The sequence below is a fragment of the Bacillus sp. D7-8 genome (assembly GCF_052055895.1).
Classification (GTDB): Bacteria; Bacillota; Bacilli; order Bacillales; family Bacillaceae; genus Bacillus; species Bacillus velezensis.
Genome location: NZ_CP179922.1, coordinates 1600341 through 1622872 on the forward strand (window position 1 = coordinate 1600341; position 22532 = coordinate 1622872).

Here is a 22532-nt window from a genome sequence, read left to right on the forward strand (position 1 = left end):
GATTATTTATCATGGCTTTACTACAAAAAACACGAATTATTAACAGCATGCTGCAGGCTGCGGCAGGCAAACCCGTAAACTTTAAAGAAATGGCTGAAACGCTTCGTGACGTCATTGATTCTAATATTTTCGTCGTCAGCCGCAGAGGAAAGCTTTTGGGCTACTCTATTAATCAGCAGATTGAAAATGACCGCATGAAAAAAATGCTTGAAGACCGCCAGTTCCCGGAAGAGTACACGAGAAATCTGTTCAATGTTCCGGAGACGTCTTCAAACCTTGATATCAACAGCGAATACACGGCGTTTCCTGTAGAAAACAGAGACCTGTTCCAAGCGGGCTTAACAACGATCGTGCCGATCATCGGCGGAGGAGAGAGACTGGGCACGCTCATTCTGTCCCGTCTGCAGGATCAATTTGAAGATGATGATCTCATTCTTGCTGAATACGGAGCAACCGTTGTAGGAATGGAGATTTTAAGAGAAAAAGCGGAAGAAATCGAAGAAGAGGCGCGAAGCAAAGCGGTTGTTCAAATGGCGATCAGTTCTCTGTCTTACAGTGAACTTGAAGCGATTGAGCATATCTTTGAAGAGCTTGACGGAAACGAAGGCTTGCTTGTGGCAAGTAAGATTGCCGACCGTGTCGGCATTACGCGTTCAGTAATCGTTAATGCGCTGAGAAAGCTGGAAAGCGCAGGTGTCATTGAATCCAGATCACTGGGAATGAAGGGGACGTACATTAAAGTTCTGAACAACAAATTCCTTATCGAATTGGAAAACCTTAAATCTCATTAAGACAAAAGCAGGATCCCTAAAAATGGGGGTCCTGCTTTTTTTATGGACAATAGGTGAAAAGTTGCAGTTTAAAGTTGCTTATTGGAATCTGATCTGAGATAATCCATCTTGCTGTGTGAAAATAAGGGGAAGATACAGAAATTCGGCTATTTTCAGTCTTATATTAATCAAATATTTGTAGTCCAAATACTCTAGGACTTTATACCTATGTGTAAAATGGATACAAATGAGTACTTTTTTTTAGCCTAACTTCATAGACTTTAAGCCTGTTATTTCTTACAATAAGCATATGGTTTTACAATTCTCGACAAGGATTTTTAGGAGAAAAATATCTGAAATGGAGGTAAGTGGATTTGGACTTATTTTCTGGAACTATACAAAATCTTGAGAATGCCTTGGGGAGAGCGGACATTAAGCAAAAAGTCTTAACTAATAACATCGCCAATATAGATACACCGAACTATAAGGCAAAAAAAGTCTCTTTCCGAAATTTGTTAGATCAGGAAACATCCAATCTTGAGGCGGTAAAAACCGACTATCGGCACGTTGACTTTACGGGTTCAGGGGACGATTATTCTATCGTGTCCAGCAGTGATACATCGTACCAGCAAAACGGAAACAATGTCGATATCGACAAAGAAATGACAGATTTAGCCGAAAACCAAATTAATTATCAGGCTTTGGTTGAAAGAATGAGCGGCAAATTCAATTCTCTGAAAACCGTCTTGACAGGAGGAAAATAATGAGTGGCTTTCAAAGCTTAAATATTTCGGGCTCCGCTTTAACTGCACAGCGTGTCCGGATGGACGTCGTATCGTCCAACCTGGCCAATATGGATACAACGAGAGCGAAGCAGGTAAATGGCGAATGGGTGCCTTACAGAAGAAAGCTGGTATCTCTCCAATCCGGAGGCGAATCATTTTCGTCCCTTTTACATTCCAAGATGAACGGAACAGGAAGCGCGGGAAATGGCGTAAAGGTATCTGGTGTTACGGAAGACCCGTCCGCTTTTAATCTCGTTTATGATCCGGAGAATCCTGATGCGAATAAAGACGGATATGTACAAAAACCAAATGTAGATCCATTAAAAGAAATGGTGGATCTTGTCAGCAGCACGAGATCATATGAAGCAAACGTAACTGCATTAAACGCTTCCAAAGGCATGCTTTTGAAGGCGTTAGAAATCGGAAAGTAAGGTGATGTAAGTGGTTAACGCTATTACTCCTTTTCAGCTTCAACAAACCCAAAACACTCAAAACGTAACGAATCAATTAAACCAAACTCAAAAAACTGATTCTTCAAACCAAACAAGCTTTTCGGAGCTTTTAAAAAACTCTATTGATTCGTTAAATGAGTCACAAGTAAAATCTGACCAAATAACGAACGAACTGGCTGCAGGAAAGGATGTAAACCTTGACGAGGTCATGATCGCTGCCCAAAAAGCAAATATTTCTCTGACGGCCGCTACCGAATTCCGCAATAAAGCCGTGGAAGCCTATCAGGAAATCATGAGAATGCAGATGTAGTGGTCAGATTAAAGAGAATGACTGGAATGACCGGGGGTTAACATGAATCGTACTCTAATGCAAATGAAAACCAAAACGGCAGCGTTTTGGAACAACAGATCAAAAACACAGAAGATACTCATGGTAAGCGGCTTGGCCGCATTCATTATTTTACTCATCGTCGTTATTATTTTTACTTCGTCTGAAAAGATGGTGCCTCTTTATAAAGATTTGTCCGCAGAAGAAGCGGGGAAGATTAAAGAAGAGCTCGATACGAAAAAGGTGTCTTCTGAACTTGCTGACGGCGGCACGGTCATTAAGGTTCCTGAGAGCCAAGTGGATTCGCTTAAAGTCCAGCTTGCCGCGGAAGGCCTGCCGAAAACGGGATCAATTGATTATTCGTTTTTCGGACAAAATGCGGGCTTCGGCCTGACGGATAATGAGTTTGACGTTTTAAAGGTTGAGGCGACTCAGACCGAATTGTCAAACCTGATAAATGAAATGGACGGTATTAAAAGCTCGAAGGTCATGATCAATATGCCGAAAGAAGCCGTGTTCGTCGGTGAAGATCAGCCGGCAGCGTCCGCATCAATCGTTTTGCAGATGAAACCGGGCTACTCGCTTGATCAAAACCAGATCAACGGGCTGTACCATCTCGTTTCTAAAAGTGTTCCGAACTTAAAAGAAGATAATATCGTCATAATGGATCAAAATTCTACATATTATGACAAAAGTGACAGCGGTGCAGGGTCCGTTTCTGACAGTTATGCTTCTCAGCAAGGTATTAAGTCGCAGGTCGAAAAGGACATTCAAAAACATGTTCAGTCACTGCTCGGCACAATGATGGGGCAGGATAAGGTCGTTGTTTCCGTGACGGCGGATGTTGACTTCACGAAGGAAAAACGCACTGAAGACACTGTCGAACCTGTCGATAAAGATAACATGGAAGGCATAGCGGTAAGCGCCGAAAAAGTTGCGGAAACGTATAAAGGCGACGGCGCGGCCAACGGCGGCACGGCCGGAACGGGAAGCAATGACACCGCGAACTATGCCGAGACAAACGGCGGTTCAAACAGCGGGGACTACGAAAAAAGCAGCAATAAAATCAACTATGAAGTCAACCGCATTCATAAAGAAATCGCGGAAAGCCCGTATAAAGTGCGTGATTTAGGCATTCAGGTCATGGTGGAGCCGCCTAATCCGAAAAATGCCGCTTCCTTATCAGCACAGAGACAGGCTGATATACAGAAGATTTTAGGAACGGTCGTCAGAACGTCTCTTGATAAAAACGAAACGCAAAATCAAAACCTGACAGACAATGATATCAACAATAAAATCGTTGTATCCGTTCAGCCGTTTGACGGAAAAACAAGCCTGAACACAGATTCGGCACAATCTTCAGGTCTTCCGATCTGGGTATACATTACAGGCGGCGTACTGCTTGCGGCCATTATTCTGCTTATTATTCTCCTCATCAGAAAGAAACGCTCACAAGAGGATGAATACGAAGAATATGAATATGAAACACCGCCCGAGCCGGTTCGATTGCCTGATATCAACGAAGAGAAAATTGAAACGGAAGAAACAGTCAGACGAAAACAGCTTGAAAAAATGGCTAAAGAAAAACCGGAAGACTTTGCTAAATTGCTTCGAAGCTGGCTGGACGAGGATTAGGGGGAATGGAAAATGGCGAAACGTGATCAGAACAAGCTTACAGGAAAACAAAAAGCAGCCATCCTCATGATTTCCTTAGGCCTTGATGTATCAGCTTCTGTGTACAAGCATTTGTCTGAAGAAGAAATTGAAAGATTGACACTCGAGATTTCGGGAGTCAGAAGCGTCGATCATCAAAGAAAAGATGAAATCATTGAAGAATTTCATAATATCGCAATCGCTCAGGACTATATTTCACAAGGCGGTTTAAATTACGCCCGCCAAGTGCTTGAAAAAGCGCTCGGAGAAGACAAAGCGGTAAGCATTTTAAACAGGCTCACCTCTTCTTTGCAGGTAAAGCCGTTTGATTTCGCGAGAAAAGCGGAGCCCGAACAGATTTTAAATTTCATTCAGCAGGAACATCCGCAAACGATGGCGCTGATTTTATCCTACCTTGACCCGGTGCAGGCCGGACAGATTTTGTCTGAGCTGAACCCGGACGTTCAGGCTGAGGTGGCAAGAAGGATTGCGGTTATGGACAGAACGTCTCCTGAAATCATAAATGAAGTGGAGCGGGTCCTTGAACAAAAGCTGTCCTCCTCCTTTACGCAGGATTATACGCAGACCGGCGGCATAGAAGCCGTTGTTGAAGTGTTAAACGGCGTAGACAGAGGAACGGAAAAAACGATCCTTGATTCATTAGAAATCCAAGATCCTGAATTGGCGGATGAAATCAAAAAACGGATGTTTGTCTTTGAAGATATTGTCACCCTTGATAACCGTGCGATTCAGCGCGTGATCAGAGACGTTGAAAACGACGACCTCCTGCTTTCATTGAAGGTTGCGAGCGAGGAAGTCAAAGAAATCGTCTTCAGCAATATGTCACAGCGTATGGTTGAAACGTTTAAAGAGGAAATGGAAATTATGGGGCCTGTGCGTTTGCGTGATGTGGAAGAGGCGCAATCAAGAATCGTGGGCGTCGTCCGCAAGCTGGAAGAAGCCGGAGAAATTGTAATCGCGCGAGGCGGAGGAGACGATATTATTGTCTAATATCATTAAACAGCAATCATCATTTTCTCCTGAACAAAAACGGCGCAAGCTTTCCTTGCAGGAAGTCAGGAAAACACATTCCCATCCAGACCGGGAGGAACCCGAAAATCCGGAGGCTCTCATGGCTTTTGCCAAAGCAGAAGCCGACAGGGTGTCTGAAGAAGCGAAAAATCAATTTGAGCACACTCTTCGGCAGATTGAAGAAGAGAAAAACCGCTGGGCGGAAGAAAAACAAAGATTGATAGAAGAAGCAAAGGCAGAAGGATATGAAGAAGGCATGGCATTGGGAAAAGCCGAGGCTCAAGCTGAATACGCCAATCTCATCAGCCGGGCCAATGCCGTTATGGAAATGGCGAGACAGTCAGTCGAGGAAAAACTGGAAAGCGCTGAGGAAGAAATCATTGAGCTTTCCGTTGCGCTCGCTAAAAAAGTATGGCGGCAAAAAAGTGATGATAAAGAGGCTTTTCTTCTGCTGGTCAAACAGGTAGTAGCCGAAGTAAAAGATTATGATGACATCTCCATCTATGTGGACCCTGAATATTATGTGACGGTTCATCAGCATATGGACGAAATTCAGCAGCTGTTATACAAAGAATGCAGATTAAGCTTATATGCCGATGAAAAAGCCGCGAAGGGAACGTGCTCGATAGAAACTCCGTTCGGACGTGTTGATGCAGGCATAGACACCCAGCTGATGCAATTAAAGCAAAAACTTTTAACGGCGCTTGAGGCGGGAGCGGAGCAATGAAGACACAGTATTTAATAGACTCAATTGAAACAGCGGATCCGTACAAGCGCTACGGCAAGGTTAAACGGGTCATCGGGCTGATGATTGAATCAAAAGGGCCCGAAAGCTCAATCGGAGATGTTTGTCTCATTTATCCGAAAGGCCATGCGAAAAAAGCGATTAAAGCTGAGGTTGTAGGCTTCCAAGATGAGAACATTCTGTTAATGCCTTATCTGGAAGCGGCCAGCATTGCGCCGGGCAGCATTGTGGAGGCCACTGGGGAGTCGCTCCGCATCAAAGTAGGCGCGGGTTTAATCGGACAAGTTGTCGACGCGTTCGGCGAACCTCTTGACGGCCGGGCGCTTCCGAAAGGTTTGTCCCCCGTTTCGACGGAACAGCCGCCGCCAAACCCGATGAAACGCCCGCCGATACGGGAAAAGATGGGTGTCGGTGTCAGATCGATTGACAGTCTGCTGACGGTAGGAAAAGGGCAGAGAATCGGGATTTTTGCCGGAAGCGGAGTCGGAAAAAGCACCCTGATGGGAATGATCGCGAAGCAGACTGAAGCTGATTTAAACATTATCGCACTCGTCGGGGAACGGGGGCGCGAGGTGCGTGAATTCATCGAGAAGGATTTAGGCGAAGAAGGCCTGAAACGCTCGATAGTCGTAGTCGCGACCTCTGATCAGCCTGCCTTAATGCGTTTGAAAGCGGCGTATACGGCCACCGCCATTGCAGAGTACTTCCGGGATAAAGGCCGGAATGTGATGTTCATGATGGACTCTGTCACGAGGGTCGCGATGGCTCAGCGGGAAATCGGCCTGGCAGCGGGAGAACCGCCGACAACAAAAGGATATACACCTTCTGTGTTCGCTATTTTGCCCCGTTTGCTGGAAAGAACGGGCGCGAATGAACAAGGAACGATAACCGCTTTTTATACGGTTCTCGTTGACGGAGATGACATGAACGAACCGATTGCCGATACGGTGCGCGGAATATTAGACGGGCATATCGTTCTCGATCGGGCGCTTGCCAACAAAGGGCAGTTCCCGGCCGTGAACATCCTGAAAAGCATCAGCAGGGTCATGTCTAATATTTCAGACACATCGCATATAGAGGCGGCCAACAAATTCCGCGATCTTCTGTCAACTTATCAAAACTCTGAAGATCTCATTAATATCGGAGCTTACAAAAGAGGGTCATCAAGAGAAATTGATGAAGCGATTCAGTTTTATCCGCAGCTTATTCAATTTTTAAAACAAGGAACGGAAGAACCTGCTCAATTGGAAGACAGCATTGCGGCATTGACGAGTCTGACAGGAAAAGAGGAATAAACATCGTGGCATACCAATTCAGATTTCAAAAGCTGCTGGAATTAAAAGAAAATGAAAAAGACCAAACATTGACTGAATACAGACAATCGGTTTCAGAATTTGAGACAGTGGCTGAAAAACTATATGAAAATATGAGCAAAAAAGAATTGCTCGAAAAAGACAAAGAATCAAAGCTGAAATGCGGGATGAGCGTTCAGGAAATGAGACATTATCAGCAATTCGTTTCCAATCTTGAGAACACCATCTATCATTATCAAAAGCTTGTCATCATGAAACGAAATGAAATGAATGAGAAGCAGGAACAGCTCACCGAAAAAAACATTGAAGTAAAGAAATTTGAAAAAATGCGGGAAAAACAATTTAATATGTTCGCACTTGAAGACAAAGCTGCAGAGATGAGGGAAATGGACGACATTTCAATCAAGCAGTTTATGATTCAGGGGCATTAGGAGCGAATGAAATGGCCGATAAAGAAAAGAGATCTGGAAAGTTCGGTTCAATCCTGCTTTTTATCATGATCCCGCTGATTTTTCTGATCATCGTCGCAAGCATCATCCTTTGGGCTGCCGGCGTTGATGTAATGAAGCCGATTCAGGAAACAGCCGCTAAAACGCCTGTTTTAAAAGAATTGGTTCCCGAAACGAAAGAAATGAAAAGCGCGGCGGAAAAGCAGAAGGAAGACAGAACGGCTTCTCTTGAAAAGACCATAAAGGAACAAAAAAGTGAAATTAACATTTTGAATAAAGATTTAGACACAAGCAAGTCCGAAATCGATAATCTGAATCAGAAAATCCGTTCACTGAAACAGGAAGCTGAACAGCAGCAGAAAACGAAGACGGATGAAACGAAAAAAGACGCTGCGGATTCAGCCGGAAAAGATAAAATGATCAACATCTATAAAAGTATGGACAGCGGTAAAGCGGCAAGCATTATCGTAAAGCTGAAAGAAAAAGAAGCCCTCGATATTTTAAACGGATTAAGTAAAAAGCAGCTTGCTGAAATCTTGACGAAAATGACTCCTGAACAAGCGGCTAAATATACAGAAAAACTATCCGCTGACGGAAATAAGGAGTGATGTAAGTTGAAGCTGCTTGAATTAACGGGTAATCGTACGCAGACTGTGCAAAACAGCAATGTGAAGATGAATGTAAACAGCTTAGGTCTATTTCAGAACTGGCTCCTGTCGGAAATCACTTCTCCCCGGCAGCCCGGAGATGAAACAAAAACAAGTGACGCAGAGCTGAATGATGCCTTATCGAAAATCGGTGATTGGCTGAAAGCCGGCCCGGAAGATAAAGAATTGCAGCTAAAACAGCTGCTTGAGGCGGTAAAAGCTCTTGAAGGAAAGCAGACGGCTGAAACAGCTCATCCTTTATTGAAACAGCTTGCCGAATCTGTTGAAGACATGTTAGCGGGAAAACAGCATGGGGTGAAGCCTGAAACGGATGAGCCGGATTCTTCCGCAAAAGACGGGGATTCCGTTAAGGATGCGCTTGAGAAGGGGCTGCTTTTCATTCAAGAAGCCGTATCCCAGCTCTTCACATCTCAGCAGGAACTGCCTGACAGCGCGCAGGCAAAGGCGGTTTACCAGGAAGGCGCCCGTTTATTAGAGGCATTGAAAAAACAAGGTGTCCCAGACCGCGTGATTCAAGACCTGCGGCAGACATTTTTTCCGAAAAACGAATCTGCATCTAAACTTTACTCCATGACAGCCGCTGAGCTGAAGAGCTTTCAAAGCGTCGCGGAGCAGCTTGCGGGCCTTTCTCAAAAGGGAACAAAGGAATGGGATATGGCTGAAACTGAGCTGAAAGTTTTTGTGTTATCTCAATCATCTGAATCATCCCAAGAGTCAGCCGGGAAAACAGAACAGCAAAACGGCGGCACGGTTTCTCACGCAAAGGCGCCTGACAGCAAATTGTCTGCACATATACTGTTTTCGGGAACGAGAAGCCTTGCCGGCATTCAGCAAACGTCCGCAGGAGCTGAACAGCAGCCGGCAGAAAATAAACCGTTAACGGATCAGGTTATAAGCGGCTGGAAACAGATGAAATACACGCCTTTCGGGAAAACAACCGGAAGCTTTACGATTCGTCTTAATCCCGAGAACCTCGGATTTGTCACAATTAAGGTGACAAACGAAAACGGGATGTTTCAAAGCAAAATAATCGCATCCAGCCAGTCCGCGAAAGAGCTGCTGGAACAGCATCTTCCTCAGCTGAAACAGTCGCTTCCGAATATGTCGGTCCAGGTCGACCGTTTTACAGTCCCCCTTCAAAGCGGGGATCAGCAGCCTGTTTACGGGCAGACGGCCGATCACAATAAACAGCAGCATCAGGGACAGAGAGAGCAGAAGAACCAGCAGCAGTCAGGCGATTTCGGAGATATGCTGGAGGAGCTTTCTCTCAATGAAATGGAGGAAGAATAGTTGACATCAGTAAACTCGGATTATGCCGCGGCGGGCGCTTCAACCACTTCAAGCGCGAAGAGCACCACCGCAGTAAACAGCAGCACGAATTTAGGGAAAGACGAATTTCTGAAGATCTTAATGACACAGGTTCAAAACCAGGACCCGCTCAATCCGGTTGATGACAAAGAATTCATCAGCCAGATGGCGACATTTTCTTCATTGGAGCAAATGATGAATATGAATACGACGATGACTAAATTTGTAGAAAATCAAGATCCGTTTACGATGTATGTGAACTGGATCGGCAAAAATGTCACATTCAGCGACAGCGACGGGAAGGATCAGACAAGCCCAGTCAATTCAGTCAAGCATTCAAACGGCAATTACGTGCTCGTGCTTGAAAACGGCAAAGAGGTCAGTCCGTGGAATGTCACGGCCGTCAGCGAAACATCTAAATAATAAGAAACTCAGGGGGAATTTAACATGTTACGTTCATTATATTCCGGTATCAGCGGCATGAAAAACTTTCAGACAAAACTAGATGTAATCGGCAATAACATCGCCAACGTCAACACAGTGGGATTTAAGAAAAGCCGCGTTACATTTAAAGATATGATCAGCCAGACAGTCGCCGGCGGTTCAAACGTGACCAATTCAAAACAAATCGGCTTGGGTGCCGCGACTTCTTCCATTGATGTTGTTCATTCAACCGGCGCCCCGCAGGCTACACAGAATAAAACCGACCTAGCCATTGACGGAGACGGCTACTTTCAGATTAATACAGGTGCGGGAATTGTTTACACACGTGCGGGGAATTTCGGAAAGGACAATCAAGGGAACCTTGTTACGACTGACGGGTACTATCTTGAAAAAATCGGCGGCGGCAAAATCAATATTCCGACTGATGCGAAAGATTACAGCATCGGTGCAGACGGAACCGTTACATACACTGATGCAGGGGATGAGGTTCATGATGCCGGACAAATCGGTTTGGTCACGTTCCCTAACAGCGCCGGTCTGGAAAAAATCGGAGGCAACCTTTACAGAGAATCATTAAGTTCAGGAGCTGCGAGCGCAGTCACCACTCCGGGCGAAAACGGAACGGGTAAGCTTTTGGCAGGCTATCTTGAAATGTCAAACGTAGATCTGACAGATGAATTTACCGAAATGATCGTTGCTCAGCGGGGTTTCCAATCAAACTCAAAAATCATTACGACTTCAGATGAAATCCTTCAGGAGCTGGTTAATCTGAAACGGTAAGGAGGGAGGAGAGGCGGTTAGGCCGCTTCTCCGGATTGCATGATTCAAGTCACCCGTTTAAACGGCCAGCCTTTTACGCTGAACGCGCTGTTTATCGAACAGATTGAGTGCTTCCCCGACACGACGATTACACTGTCCAACGGCAAAAAGTTCGTAGTGAAAGAACCGGAAGAAGCAGTTCTCAAAAAAGTCATATCGTTTTACCATAGCATACAAATATTTTCACTGGATCAGGGAATAGAGGAAGAAGAATGAAGAAAAAATTAGTCATCATTTTGCTGATTATTTTAATTGTCATCGCCGGCCTCGGAACGGCAGCATATTTTGTCGTCAGCGGACATTCCGGCAAAGATAAAAAGCCGACAATTGACGAAGTCGTTGCAGCCACTGTGTCTGTCGACGATATTACGACAAACTTAAAGTCTGACAGCATCATCCGTATCGGCATCAAGCTTGAAACCGACTCGGCTAAAGCGAAGGAAGAACTTGAAAAACGCGATTTTCAGGTGAAAGACAACATCATTTCCATTTTAGCCGACACAAGCGCCGGAGAGATTGAGGGAGATAAAGGAAGAGAAGCGTTTAAACAATCATTAAAAGAGAAAGTAAACAGCTATCTCCAAGAAGGAAAAGTTCAGAAAGTGTACATTACCTCCTTTAATCTGCAATAAAAACAAATTTGACAGAATACGGAGGTGAAGAAAATGTCAGGAGAAGTTCTCTCCCAAAATGAAATAGACGCACTGCTTTCCGCCATTTCCACGGGTGAGGCGGATGCGGAAGAGCTGAAAAAGGAAGTTAAAGAGAAAAAAGTAAAGGTATATGATTTTAAACGGGCTCTCAGATTCTCGAAAGATCAGATACGCAGTTTAACCCGGATACATGATAACTTTGCGAGGCTTCTCACAACACACTTTTCCGCCAAGCTCAGAACGTATATTCATATATCCGTCAGCTCAGTTGACCAGGTGCCGTATGAAGAATTTATCCGTTCCATACCGAACATGACGATTTTAAATTTATTCGATGTTCATCCGATGGAAGGCAGAATCATGATGGAGGTTAATCCCACTATCGCATACGCAATGCTTGACCGCGTCATGGGAGGCATCGGCATCACTCATAACAAAGCTGACAGCCTTACGGAAATTGAAACGAATATTATTTCTAACTTATTTGAAAATGCACTGGGCAACTACAAAGAAGCTTGGCAATCGATTGCTGATATTGACCCTGAAATGACTGAATTTGAAGTGAATCCTCAGTTTGTACAGATGGTTTCCCCAAATGAAACAGTCGTTGTCATTTCTCTCAATACACAGATAGGTGAAATCAGCGGTGTCATTAATCTTTGTATTCCCCATGTCGTACTTGAGCCGATTATCCCTAAGCTTTCCGTACATTATTGGATGCAATCAGACCGGAATGAAGCGAAGCCCGAAGAAACGAAGTTGCTTGAAAAGCGCATCATGACGGCTCAAATTCCCGTTGTGGCTCTCTTGGGCGCTTCTGAACTGACAATAGAAGAATTTTTAAGTTTGGAAGTCGGGGACTGTATAACTCTGGACAAATCAGTGACTGATCCTCTTACTGTATTGGTCGGAAACAAACCGAAGTTTTTAGGGCAGGCCGGCCGGGTGAATCGAAGACAGGCAGTGCAAATTTTAGATCACGACATAAGAGGTGAACAAGATGAACAATAGATTATCTCAAGATGAAATCGATGCTCTTCTTAACGGCACAAGCAGTCAATCAGAGGATACAGAACAGCCTCAAGGGGCAAACTTGTCTGAACTTGAGCGCGATGCGATCGGAGAAATCGGGAATATTTCGTTCGGCAGCTCGGCTACGGCGCTGTCCACTCTTTTAAATCAAAAAGTGGACATTACGACGCCGAGTGTGACCGTCATTTCAAAAAGCAAAATCAGTGATGAATTTCCTCATCCGTATGTTGCCATTGAAGTGAACTACACAGAAGGCTTTGACGGCAGCAATTTGCTCGTCGTCGAACAAAGCGACGCGGCCATCATCGCGGATTTGATGATCGGCGGAGACGGCCGGGGCGCCGATCCGTCACTCGGTGAAATCCACCTGAGCGCCGTGCAGGAAGCAATGAATCAAATGATGGGCTCGGCTGCTACGTCAATGTCGACCGTGTTCAGTAAAAAGATTGACATTTCTCCGCCAAGGGTTGAACTTCTGGATGTGATGGAAGAAAAAGGAACTGACAGAATACCTGAGGATGACCTGCTCGTAAAAGTGTCATTCCGTCTGAAAGTCGGCGAATTAATCGATTCGAGCATCATGCAGCTTTATCCGATTACGTTTGCGAAAGATCTGATCGCAGACCTGATGACTGCAGACCAGCATGAGTCAGAGGCCGCAGAAACCGTATCAGAACCACAGGAAACATACGAAACGCCGCAGCCGGAACCTGCCATGCAGCCGGAGCCGCAGGCAAAACCCGAGCTTCCGAAGAGACAGGGAACCGCCAAAAAAGCTGCTCCTGTTCAAGTCGCTCCGGTAGAATTCCAGGCGTTTGATCATAACGAAGCGGCGCAAGGATCAAGGAATAACCTTGATATGCTGATGGATATTCCGCTTTCCGTTACGGTTGAGCTCGGCAGAACGAAGAGAAGCGTCAAAGAAATCCTTGAACTTTCTGCGGGAAGCATTATTGAGCTTGACAAGCTGGCTGGTGAACCTGTTGACATCCTGGTCAACCAGCGGATCGTGGCAAAGGGCGAGGTCGTTGTCATAGAAGAAAACTTCGGCGTGAGAGTCACTGATATTTTAAGTCAGGCAGACCGCCTTAACAATTTAAAATAAGCGAACATAGAGGAGAGAAACAGATTATGGCACACAGAATTTTAATTGTAGACGATGCAGCATTTATGAGAATGATGATCAAGGATATTTTAGTGAAGAACGGTTTTGACGTTGTAGCTGAAGCTTCAGACGGAGCGCAGGCAGTCGAAAAATTCAAAGAGCATTCCCCCGACCTTGTGACAATGGATATTACAATGCCTGAAATGGACGGGATTACAGCTTTAAAGGAAATTAAACAAATCGATCCGCAGGCGAAAATCATTATGTGTTCGGCTATGGGCCAGCAGTCAATGGTTATTGACGCGATTCAAGCCGGCGCAAAAGACTTTATCGTGAAACCGTTCCAAGCGGACCGCGTGCTTGAAGCTATTAATAAAACATTAAGCTAAAGGGTGTACGACTGTTGAAAAAGAGTCATGGTTTACTAGCTTTGATTTGTTGTTTCGTTTTACTCAATGTACATCCGTTCCCTGCTTTTGCGGCGGAGTCTGACAATTCCACCGTCAACGAATGGTTTGACAAACAATCAACAAACAAAACAGAGAAAAAAAGCGATACATCGAAACAAACGGCTGATCAAGAGATAGGGGATGCTTCTGCATCTTCTGTCTCCGCTTTTGATTTTGTAAAGATGATTGGGGCGTTATTATTCGTCATTCTGCTGATCTATGGATTTGTCAAACTGATGAATAGAAGAAACCGTCTGCTGAAGCCGTTTCAATATGTAGAAAATATCGGCGGAACGTCAGTCGGCCAAAACCGTTCCGTGCAGCTGATCAAAGTGGGAAACAGCGTTCTCGTAGTCGGTGTGGGCGAAACGATACAGCTTTTAAAAGAAATTGAAGATGAAAAAGAGCGCGAGGCGATTCTGAGCCAATACGAAGAGTCGATGTCTTCAAAAGTGGAATGGACCAAGCTCGTAAATCCGCGTAAGGATGGAGAAAAAAAGCCGCAAACGATGCTTCCGTCGTTTTCAAAAGCGCTGAAAGAACAGCTGAACGAGCTGAAACAAAGCCGTTCTGAAGGAAAGAAGAAAGGCCCTTATCACCATGAATGAATTCATTAATCTTTTTAATTCAAACAGTCCGACCGAAGTCAGCTCCACTGTTAAATTACTGCTGCTTTTGACTGTCTTTTCAGTGGCGCCGGGGATTCTGATTTTGATGACCTGCTTTACGAGAATCGTCATCGTCCTGTCTTTTGTAAGAACCTCACTGGCGACGCAGAACATGCCTCCCAACCAGGTTTTAATCGGCCTTGCGCTGTTCTTGACGTTTTTTATTATGGCGCCGACTTTTTCAGAGATTAATAAGGAAGCCTTAACGCCGCTGATGGACAACAAAATCAGTCTCGATGAAGCATATACAAAAGCCGAGAAGCCGATTAAAGAGTATATGAGCAAGCATACAAGGCAGAAGGATCTGGCGCTGTTTATGAACTATGCCAAAATGAAAAAACCTGAATCGATTCAGGATATTCCTTTGACGACGATGGTGCCCGCTTATGCGATATCAGAACTCAAAACCGCTTTTCAAATGGGCTTTATGATTTTTATTCCGTTTTTAATTATCGATATGGTCGTGGCGAGCGTCTTAATGTCAATGGGAATGATGATGCTACCGCCGGTTATGATCTCTCTGCCCTTTAAAATATTGCTTTTCGTTTTGGTCGATGGATGGTATTTAATCGTGAAATCTTTGCTTGACAGCTTTTAGGGTAGGTGCTAATTGTGAGTTCAGAATTTGTAATTTCCATGGCGGAAAAAGCCGTATATGTAACACTAATGATCAGCGGGCCGCTGCTTGCGATCGCGCTGATCGTCGGTTTGCTCGTCAGTATCTTTCAAGCGACAACTCAAATCCAGGAACAGACGCTTGCGTTCATTCCGAAAATCGTGGCGGTGATGCTTGGACTGATCTTTTTCGGTCCTTGGATGCTGTCGACGATTCTTTCGTTCACAACTGATCTGTTCTCTCATCTGAACCGATTTGCAGGGTAGAATCAAATGAATTCCATCATTGATTTATTTCCCGCTTTTTTATTGGTCTTTATCAGAATCTCTGCTTTTTTTGTAACGGTGCCGGTGTTCGGGCATCGGAATCTGCCGGCGGTTCACCGAATCGGCTTTGCTTTTTTTCTTTCGGTGATCTGCTTCAGCACGCTGAAACATGCGCCGGAAATAGAAATAGGGGAACAGTATATGCTTCTTGTCATAAAAGAGGCCGTTGTGGGCTTGAGCCTCGGGCTGATCGCTTTCATGATGATGACAGCCATTCAGATAGCAGGTTCCTTTATTGATTTTCAGATGGGCTTTTCCATCGCCAATGTCATTGATCCGCAATCAGGAACGCAAAGCCCGCTGATCGGACAATTCGTTTATACGCTGGCGCTGTTATTTATGCTCAGCATAAACGCCCATTATCTTTTGTTGGACGGGATTTATTACAGCTTTCAGTATATCCCGCTTGATCAGGCATTTCCGTCGTTTGGAAATGATCACTTTGGACTTTTTATCGCAAAAAGCTTCAATGCCATGTTTATTATCGCTTTTCAAATGTCTGCGCCGGTTGTGGCCAGTCTGTTTTTAGTTGATTTGGCGCTCGGTATCGTGGCGAGAACGGTGCCGCAGCTGAATGTTTTCGTTGTCGGGCTTCCTCTGAAAATAGCCGTGAGCTTTATTATGCTGATCGTTTGTATGGCGGTGATGTTTGTCGTTGTCCGCAACATCTTCAGCCTTACCGTTGAAACCATGCGGAATCTATTGGCATTGGTCGGTGTGACATGATGAGGCTCAGACTGAATCTGCAATTCTTTGCCGGTGAAAAAACGGAGAAAGCCACTCCGAAAAAACGGAAGGATACAAGAAAGAAAGGACAGGTCGCGAAAAGTACGGATGTGAATACAGCCGTTTCTTTACTGATTATCTTTCTTTCGCTGATCGCGCTCGGTCCTTATATGCGGGACAGGCTGCTGTCCTTTATTAAAACGTTTTATACGAAATCGATATCATTACATCTGTCTGCATCTGCCGTGCATGAACTGTTCGTGGATACGGTGAAAGATATCAGCCTCATCCTCGCGCCGATTATGCTGGTCGCGCTTGTGGCAGGTGTCGTGAGCAATTACATGCAGGTGGGTTTTCTGTTTTCTGCGGAAGTCCTCAAGCCTGACTTGAATAAGCTCAGCCCGCTGAAAGGATTTAAGCGGATTTACAGCATGAGGGCGATTGTTGAACTGGTCAAATCCATTTTGAAGATTACTGTGGTCGGTTTTGCCGCCTTTATGGTGCTCTGGCTGCATTATGGCGATATTCTCCGCCTTCCGCTTTTGACTCCTGCGGAAGTGCTCACTTTCGTTTCCAAGCTCACTCTTTGGATGGGGCTTGCGGGATCAGGGGCTTTAATGCTGCTGGCCGGGCTTGATTACTTATATCAGCGTTTTGACTATGAGAAAAATATCAGAATGTCAAAGCAGGATATAAAAGATGAATACAAAAAATCGGAGGGTGATCCGATAATTAAGTCCAAAATTAAGCAGAAGCAGCGGGAAATGGCGATGAGGCGGATGATGCAGGAAGTGCCGAAAGCGGATGTCATCATTACCAACCCGACCCATTATGCGATAGCTTTAAAATATGATGAAAAGAAAATGGACGCCCCTTACATTGTTGCCAAAGGGGTGGACCATCTCGCATTAAAAATCAGGCAGATCGCCAAAGAACACGATGTCATGACGATTGAAAACAGGCCGCTCGCGCGTGCGTTATATGATCAGGTTGACATTGACCAGGCCGTGCCGGAAGAGTTTTTCAAAGTCATTGCGGAAATTTTGGCTTATGTATATAAAACGAAACAAAAAGTATAGTGAATTTCAGATTCAAAAGGAGAGAAAAACAGCATGTCAACAAGAGATTTATCGGTTTTAATAAGTGTTGTCCTCATTGTGGCAATGCTGGTGATTCCATTCCCTCCATGGTTGTTAAGTATTTTGATCATCATTAATATCTCTCTTGCGTTGATCGTGCTTCTCACCACAATGAATATGCAAGAACCGCTGCAATTCTCGATATTCCCGTCATTGCTGCTGTTATTGACGCTGTTTCGGCTTTCGCTCAATGTGTCGACGACACGTTCGATTCTTTCTCGCGGAGAAGGGGGAAAGGTTGTTGAGACATTCGGGAATTTCGTTGTCGGCGGAAATGTGCTGGTAGGGCTTGTTGTCTTCATTATCTTGATTATTATTCAGTTTATCGTCATTACAAAAGGCGCCGAGCGGGTATCGGAAGTGGCGGCGAGATTTACGCTCGATGCGATGCCCGGAAAGCAAATGAGTATTGACGCGGATTTAAATGCCGGCATGATTACGGAGCAGGATGCAAAGCACAGACGTGAAAAAGTCGCCCGGGAAGCGGATTTTTACGGCGCCATGGACGGTGCGAGCAAATTCGTCAAAGGGGATGCCATCGCGGGTATCATCATCGTGATGATCAATATTATTTTCGGAATCGTAATCGGCATGCTGCAGCAGGGGATGAGCATACAAGAAGCTGCGTCTCACTTTACAATGCTGACGGTCGGTGACGGTATCGTTTCTCAAATGCCGGCCTTGCTCATTTCAACGGCTACAGGGATTGTCGTGACGAGAGCGGCATCTGAAGGAAACCTCGGTCATGATATTACAGGCCAGCTGTTTGCTTATCCGAAGCTCTTGTATGTAGCTGCGGGAACTGTACTTTTGCTCGGTCTTCTTACACCGATCGGCATTCTGCTGACGGGGCCGATCGCCGGTCTGCTTGCATTCGGCGCTTACATGCTGTCCAAAGCGGATAAGCCGAGCGAAGAAGAGGAAGAAATTCTTGAAGAAGAGGCTCAGGCGGATGAACTGAAAAGCCCGGAAAGCGTTGTGCAGCTTTTACATATTGATCCGATTGAATTTGAGTTCGGATACGGACTCGTGCCGCTTGCAGACGCGGGGCAGGGCGGTGATCTTCTTGACCGCATCGTCATGATCAGACGTCAGCTTGCGCTTGAATTGGGACTTGTCATTCCGGTTGTGCGCATCAGAGATAACATCGCGCTCCAGCCGAATGAATACAGATTGAAAATTAAAGGCAATGAAGTCGCTAAAGGAGAGCTCCTGCTAGATCATTACTTAGCGATGTCACCGACGCCTGAAGATGACGTCATTGAAGGAATTGAAACGATAGAGCCGTCGTTCGGACTTCCCGCAAAATGGATCAGCGAAGCTGCAAAAGATGAAGCGGACATGCTGGGATATACAGTTGTTGATCCGGCATCAGTCGTATCTACGCATATTACAGAAAAAATTAAGCAGCATGCCCATGAACTGGTCGGCAGACAGGAAACAAAGCAGCTGATCGATCATCTGAAGGAAAATTATCCTGTGCTTGTTGAGGAAGTCACGCCAAACCCTCTTTCTGTCGGCGATATTCAAAAGGTGCTTGCCAAATTGCTGAGAGAAAAAGTTTCAATCAGAAACTTGGTGACCATTTTTGAAACTCTTGCCGATTACGGAAGATTAACGACAGATTCAGACCTTTTGACAGAATACGCGAGACAGTCGCTTGCCAAACAAATCACGGCACAATATGCGAGAGAGCATGAAACGCTGAAGGTCATCACATGCTCAGGCCGGGTGGAAAAAGCGATTGCAGACGGGGTACAGCAGACTGAACAGGGCAATTACCTGTCACTCGACCCTGAGGTTTCAGACAGCATCATCCGTTCTGTCGCTAAAGAGGCCGAGCAGCTTTCCATCCGCCAGGAGTCGGCGATTCTTCTTTGCTCGCCTGCTGTCAGAATGTATGTAAAACAGCTGTTAGAACGGTATTTCCCTGATCTTCCGGTTCTTTCTTATAATGAGCTGGAAGCAAATGTTGAAGTACAGAGCATTGGAGTGGTGGATATTTAATGAAAATAAAAAAATTTACAGCCGCTTCAATGCAGGATGCCGCGAAGCAAATCAAAAAGGAACTCGGCAATGATGCCGTTATTTTACATTCCAAACAAGTAAAGAAACGAAAATGGCTGGGGCTGCGGTCGCAGCAGGCCGTCGAAGTGATAGCGGTTTTAGATCGTGACGTCAGGGAAGCGAGAAAAACGCCGCCGGCTGCCGCTGAAGAAATGAAAAAGACGGAAACGGCGGAGAAAGCTGAGCCTGTTCAGCCGCCACGTCTTCCGGATCAAAGCATTTCCGGCGAACTGGCGCATTTTAAAGAAGTGCTCCCTGAACCATTAAAAAAAGCCGAGAGACTATTGAAGCAAGCCGGGCTTCCTGATCATACGCAAAACGCCGTACTCAGTGAATTGCTCCGTTCTTCAATTGTTTCCGGAGATTTAACTGAAGATAATGTCAGCTCAAAACTGCAGGATTTGTTAGTGAAAAAACTCCCTTCGGCAGACAGGTGGCAGGAAGGGATTCAATCAAAATACGTCGTGCTTTTCGGTTCAACCGGGGCCGGCAAAACGACTACACTTGCGAAACTCGCGGCCTCATCAATGCTGACAGAGCATAAAAAAATTGCCTTTATGACGACGGATACTTACCGGATTGCCGCGGTCGAGCAGCTGAAGACATATGCGGAGCTGCTTCAGGCTCCTCTTGAAGTATGCTATTCAAAGGAAGAATGTCTGAAGGCACTGGAAAAATTCGCTGAATATGACCATGTTTTCATTGATACAGCCGGTAGAAACTTTAAAGAAGAGCAGTATATTACGGAATTACAAGAGATGATTCCGTTTGAATCAGGCTTACAATCCTTTCTCGTATTATCGGCATCTGCAAAATATGAAGATATGAAACAGGGGCTGAAACAGTTTTCAGGTGTGCCGGTCAATCAATTCATTTTCACGAAAACGGATGAAACCGCCTCACTCGGCTCCGTGTTTCAAGTGCTGTCGGAATCAAGAATCGGCGCCGCCTATTTGACAAATGGACAGGATGTGCCTGAAGACATCCTATCGGCTTCACCAAAAGAGTTTGTAAGGATGCTTTTGACATGAAACCCGATCAGGCAGAGTCATTAAGAAGGAAAATGAGAGAGCGGCAAATGATCAAGCCGGAGCTTTATGAGAAAAAAGCGAAGACATTAGCCGTCATCAGCGGTAAAGGCGGCGTCGGAAAATCTAATTTAACATTAAACATGGCAGTTGCCCTGCAGGAAAAAGGAAAAAAAGCACTCATCATTGATCTTGACATCGGAATGGGCAACATTGATGTGCTGATCGGCGCTGCTTCTTCCCGCACCATTATTGATGTGATGGAGAATCGGCACGCATTGGCTCAATCACTTTCCTCCGGTCCGAAAGGCCTTCGCTACATATCCGGAGGAACGGGGCTTGAGGCGATCTATCAAGCAGACAGAGAGAAGTGGTCGGCTTTTATGAATGGTCTTTCCGCTGTATTAAGCGATTTTGATTACGTTCTGTTTGATATGGGAGCGGGACTTTCAAAAGAACAGCTGCCGTTTATTTTATCGGCGGAAGACATTCTCGCTGTGACAACGCCTGAGCCGACGGCCATTATGGATGCCTACAGCGCGATCAAACATCTTTTGCTCGCGGATGAACGGCTGACCGTAAACATTGCCGTCAATCGCGCCCGCGCTCAAAAACAGGCGCTGGACACGTACAACCGCCTTTCTCATGCGATTCACACGTTTTTAGGCGCAGGGGTGCGTTTCGCCGGCTCCATACCCGATGACCCGCTAGTAAGTCAAGCCGTCATTGACCAGGTGCCTTTTTTAATAAAAAGTCCTCAAGCAAAAGCCAGCAGGTCCGTCCGTCTTCTGACGGATGTCTTGTTTCAAACGGAAGAAAACAAACCAAGAGAAGAGAAACCGGCATTTATTGAGAGATTATCTTCTTTTTTATTGAGGAGGACTTTACAGTGATTCGTGTGCTTGTCGTTGATGACTCAGCTTTTATGAGAAAGATGATTACCGATTTTCTGGCTGCGGAAGTGCAGATAGAAGTCATCGGGACAGCCAGAAACGGGGAAGAGGCGCTGAAGAAAATAGAGCTTCTTAAACCGGATGTTGTCACGCTTGATATTGAAATGCCGGTCATGAACGGAACGGATACATTGCGGAAGATCATCAGCATATATAAACTTCCCGTAATCATGGTATCGAGCCAGACACAGCAAGGGAAGGACCGAACGATCAACTGTCTGGAAATGGGCGCTTTTGATTTTATCACCAAGCCTTCCGGAGCGATTTCACTTGATCTTTATAAAATTAAAGAGCAGCTGATTGAGAGGGTGATTGCAGCCGGGCTGTCCCGCGCACAAAAACCTGAGGCGGCAGTGAAAGAGTCTTCTATCCCGGAACGTCCGGCTTTGGCGGGATTTGAAAGACCGAAAGCAAAATCCGCCAAACAGGCCGTATTCATCGCGACCTCTACAGGCGGACCGCGGGCTCTGCAAAAGGTGATTCCGAAACTGCCGAAGGATTTAAAGGCGCCTGTATTTGTCGTTCAGCACATGCCTGAAGGTTTCACCGCTTCACTTGCAGACAGACTCAACCATTTGTCAGATATTCAGGTCAAAGAAGCGGAAAACGGTGAAGAAGCGAAAGACGGATGGGTGTACATCGCACCCGGCGGAAAAAATATGACGGTTGCAGAGGAAGGCGGAAGGCTCCGCATCATTCTTGACGTTCATGATACGGAAAGCCGGCATAAACCGTCAGCCGATTATTTGTTTCGGTCGGCAAGCCGCTTATCCGATTACGAAAAGGTAGCCGTCATTATGACAGGCATGGGCAGCGACGGAACCGAGGGCGTAAAAGAAATGCTCAGAACAGGCGGCGTTAAAACGATTGCGGAATCGGACGAATCCTGTGTTGTGTTCGGAATGCCGAAGTCAGCGATAAAGGCGGGCCTCATTCATGAGATTAAACATGTGGAAGATATCGCGGCATCCATCACCGGATGTGTGAAAAAAGAGAGGGTGTGA

27 protein-coding genes are annotated in these 22532 nt (G+C 45.5%); all 27 read left to right on the forward strand.

From position 1 onward, the window contains the following. Positions 1–11: 11 nt before the first annotated feature. The 27 genes from codY to ACKTRM_RS08255 all read left to right on the forward strand — a co-directional run bounded on the left by codY (position 12) and on the right by ACKTRM_RS08255 (position 22532). Complete coding sequence (codY, locus tag ACKTRM_RS08125) at positions 12–791, forward strand: GTP-sensing pleiotropic transcriptional regulator CodY (RefSeq protein ID WP_003154263.1); 780 nt, start codon at positions 12–14, stop codon at positions 789–791. Positions 792–1144: 353 nt separating this feature from the next. After that, positions 1145–1534 (forward strand): flagellar basal body rod protein FlgB, encoded by a 390-nt coding sequence (flgB, locus tag ACKTRM_RS08130; protein ID WP_003154260.1) that lies wholly within the window; start codon positions 1145–1147, stop codon positions 1532–1534. After that, positions 1534–1986 (forward strand): flagellar basal body rod protein FlgC, encoded by a 453-nt coding sequence (gene flgC, locus ACKTRM_RS08135; protein WP_003154259.1) that lies wholly within the window; start codon positions 1534–1536, stop codon positions 1984–1986. Before flgB ends, flgC begins: the two co-directional genes overlap by 1 nt. Positions 1987–1996: 10 nt before the next feature. Then, entirely contained in the window at positions 1997–2317 is a 321-nt protein-coding gene (gene fliE / locus ACKTRM_RS08140) for a flagellar hook-basal body complex protein FliE (protein WP_007409777.1), read from the forward strand. Positions 2318–2359: 42 nt separating this feature from the next. After that, positions 2360–3970 carry a flagellar basal-body MS-ring/collar protein FliF gene (gene fliF, locus ACKTRM_RS08145; RefSeq protein ID WP_012117551.1) on the forward strand — a complete coding sequence of 537 codons (1611 nt, stop codon included), beginning with the start codon at positions 2360–2362 and terminating at the stop codon, positions 3968–3970. 12 nt (positions 3971–3982) lie between these two features. Then, on the forward strand, positions 3983–4999 hold the full coding sequence (fliG, locus tag ACKTRM_RS08150) for a flagellar motor switch protein FliG (protein ID WP_003154256.1): 1017 nt from the start codon (positions 3983–3985) through the stop codon (positions 4997–4999). Next, on the forward strand, positions 4992–5747 hold the full coding sequence (gene fliH / locus ACKTRM_RS08155; protein WP_023356896.1) for a flagellar assembly protein FliH: 756 nt from the start codon (positions 4992–4994) through the stop codon (positions 5745–5747). The genes fliG and fliH overlap by 8 nt, the downstream gene beginning before the upstream one ends. After that, entirely contained in the window at positions 5744–7060 is a 1317-nt protein-coding gene (fliI, locus tag ACKTRM_RS08160; RefSeq protein WP_007611430.1) for a flagellar protein export ATPase FliI, read from the forward strand. The genes fliH and fliI overlap by 4 nt, the downstream gene beginning before the upstream one ends. A gap of 5 nt (positions 7061–7065) precedes the next feature. Beyond that, positions 7066–7509, forward strand: a complete 444-nt coding sequence (gene fliJ / locus ACKTRM_RS08165; RefSeq protein WP_003154253.1) for a flagellar export protein FliJ — start codon at positions 7066–7068, stop codon at positions 7507–7509. An 11-nt stretch (positions 7510–7520) separates the two neighbouring features. Continuing rightward, on the forward strand, positions 7521–8135 hold the full coding sequence (locus tag ACKTRM_RS08170; RefSeq protein ID WP_007409780.1) for a MotE family protein: 615 nt from the start codon (positions 7521–7523) through the stop codon (positions 8133–8135). A 6-nt stretch (positions 8136–8141) separates the two neighbouring features. Next, complete coding sequence (locus ACKTRM_RS08175; RefSeq protein ID WP_023356897.1) at positions 8142–9485, forward strand: flagellar hook-length control protein FliK; 1344 nt, start codon at positions 8142–8144, stop codon at positions 9483–9485. Then, on the forward strand, positions 9486–9926 hold the full coding sequence (gene flgD / locus ACKTRM_RS08180) for a flagellar hook assembly protein FlgD (protein WP_012117554.1): 441 nt from the start codon (positions 9486–9488) through the stop codon (positions 9924–9926). 24 nt (positions 9927–9950) lie between these two features. After that, entirely contained in the window at positions 9951–10727 is a 777-nt protein-coding gene (gene flgG, locus ACKTRM_RS08185; RefSeq protein ID WP_007409783.1) for a flagellar basal body rod protein FlgG, read from the forward strand. Between the two features lie 39 nt (positions 10728–10766). Continuing rightward, entirely contained in the window at positions 10767–10982 is a 216-nt protein-coding gene (locus ACKTRM_RS08190; RefSeq protein WP_003154243.1) for a flagellar FlbD family protein, read from the forward strand. Then, positions 10979–11398, forward strand: a complete 420-nt coding sequence (gene fliL, locus ACKTRM_RS08195) for a flagellar basal body-associated protein FliL (protein WP_003154241.1) — start codon at positions 10979–10981, stop codon at positions 11396–11398. Before ACKTRM_RS08190 ends, fliL begins: the two co-directional genes overlap by 4 nt. A gap of 33 nt (positions 11399–11431) precedes the next feature. Beyond that, entirely contained in the window at positions 11432–12430 is a 999-nt protein-coding gene (gene fliM, locus ACKTRM_RS08200) for a flagellar motor switch protein FliM (RefSeq protein ID WP_003154240.1), read from the forward strand. After that, complete coding sequence (gene fliY, locus ACKTRM_RS08205) at positions 12420–13556, forward strand: flagellar motor switch phosphatase FliY (protein ID WP_012117555.1); 1137 nt, start codon at positions 12420–12422, stop codon at positions 13554–13556. Before fliM ends, fliY begins: the two co-directional genes overlap by 11 nt. A gap of 26 nt (positions 13557–13582) precedes the next feature. Beyond that, positions 13583–13945, forward strand: a complete 363-nt coding sequence (gene cheY / locus ACKTRM_RS08210) for a chemotaxis protein CheY (RefSeq protein WP_003154238.1) — start codon at positions 13583–13585, stop codon at positions 13943–13945. Positions 13946–13959: 14 nt separating this feature from the next. Then, positions 13960–14613 carry a flagella biosynthesis regulatory protein FliZ gene (fliZ, locus tag ACKTRM_RS08215; protein ID WP_003154237.1) on the forward strand — a complete coding sequence of 218 codons (654 nt, stop codon included), beginning with the start codon at positions 13960–13962 and terminating at the stop codon, positions 14611–14613. Next, complete coding sequence (gene fliP / locus ACKTRM_RS08220) at positions 14606–15271, forward strand: flagellar type III secretion system pore protein FliP (RefSeq protein WP_012117556.1); 666 nt, start codon at positions 14606–14608, stop codon at positions 15269–15271. The genes fliZ and fliP overlap by 8 nt, the downstream gene beginning before the upstream one ends. Positions 15272–15285: 14 nt before the next feature. Beyond that, positions 15286–15555 carry a flagellar biosynthesis protein FliQ gene (gene fliQ / locus ACKTRM_RS08225; protein WP_003154234.1) on the forward strand — a complete coding sequence of 90 codons (270 nt, stop codon included), beginning with the start codon at positions 15286–15288 and terminating at the stop codon, positions 15553–15555. Positions 15556–15561: 6 nt separating this feature from the next. Beyond that, complete coding sequence (gene fliR, locus ACKTRM_RS08230) at positions 15562–16341, forward strand: flagellar biosynthetic protein FliR (protein WP_012117557.1); 780 nt, start codon at positions 15562–15564, stop codon at positions 16339–16341. After that, on the forward strand, positions 16341–17420 hold the full coding sequence (gene flhB, locus ACKTRM_RS08235) for a flagellar biosynthesis protein FlhB (protein ID WP_007409787.1): 1080 nt from the start codon (positions 16341–16343) through the stop codon (positions 17418–17420). The genes fliR and flhB overlap by 1 nt, the downstream gene beginning before the upstream one ends. Positions 17421–17453: 33 nt before the next feature. Then, entirely contained in the window at positions 17454–19487 is a 2034-nt protein-coding gene (gene flhA, locus ACKTRM_RS08240; RefSeq protein ID WP_012117558.1) for a flagellar biosynthesis protein FlhA, read from the forward strand. Next, positions 19487–20578 (forward strand): flagellar biosynthesis protein FlhF, encoded by a 1092-nt coding sequence (gene flhF, locus ACKTRM_RS08245; RefSeq protein WP_012117559.1) that lies wholly within the window; start codon positions 19487–19489, stop codon positions 20576–20578. Before flhA ends, flhF begins: the two co-directional genes overlap by 1 nt. Next, positions 20575–21468 (forward strand): MinD/ParA family protein, encoded by an 894-nt coding sequence (locus tag ACKTRM_RS08250; RefSeq protein ID WP_012117560.1) that lies wholly within the window; start codon positions 20575–20577, stop codon positions 21466–21468. The genes flhF and ACKTRM_RS08250 overlap by 4 nt, the downstream gene beginning before the upstream one ends. After that, the gene (locus ACKTRM_RS08255; RefSeq protein WP_007409791.1) at positions 21465–22532 is read left to right on the forward strand and encodes a protein-glutamate methylesterase/protein-glutamine glutaminase; all 1068 of its coding nucleotides are present in this window, start codon (positions 21465–21467) and stop codon (positions 22530–22532) included. Before ACKTRM_RS08250 ends, ACKTRM_RS08255 begins: the two co-directional genes overlap by 4 nt.